1 pseudogene is annotated in these 618 nt (G+C 55.8%); it reads left to right on the top strand.

From position 1 onward, the window contains the following. Positions 1-158: 158 nt before the first annotated feature. A pseudogene (locus tag PH551_RS32855) lies at positions 159-618 on the top strand (Ulp1 family isopeptidase); the annotation flags it as partial.

Here is a 618-nt window from a genome sequence, read left to right as displayed (position 1 = left end):
ACGAAGAGCTGAGCAAGCTCGGATCGGGCTCGACTTCCAAGAGGAATGTTGTCTGGACTATAGCCAGCAATCAACGAAAGTTTAGTAATTGGCTGCAAACCAGGGGTAGGGAGAGCATAGCGAGCCGGCTCAACGGCAGTGATCAGCAGCAATGGTCGTTGAAAAAAGATTACCAAGACTTCACCGAAGACATGGGAAAACACACTATCTCTTTCAAGCGGCTTCGGCAGTACCAGCAAGTCGTTGAGGCGAACGCAGCGTCGGGGTTGTCCCCTGAGCAGGCAAGTGGCCGGGAACCGGCCGGTCTGGACGGCCGTTCGGATTCACGTGCCGAGTTCAGATCAACTTCGCCGCTGCAGCAGGTTGATCCATCGATCGAAGGCCGCAGCGGATTGTCGCTCGACCATACCGAATGGTTGGGCGACCAGCATATCCAGACGGATTATGAGCTGCTAATGCAGGACTTGCAGCGAAACGATCCGGATCTCGCCGCCAGGACGCGGCTTATCGATCCCCTGATAGCCCATTATCATCTGCGCCTGGGCGATGAGAGCACCGCGCTGAGCGCTTTCCAGCGCATCGTTAATGATCAGGATGGAAGAGATACAGCCGACTTCC

Source organism: Rhizobium atlanticum (assembly GCF_030182485.1).
In the GTDB taxonomy this organism is placed as follows: domain Bacteria; phylum Pseudomonadota; class Alphaproteobacteria; order Rhizobiales; family Rhizobiaceae; genus Rhizobium.
The sequence above is the reverse complement of the archived record's forward strand: the minus strand, read 5'-3'. Positions and strand labels throughout refer to the sequence as shown.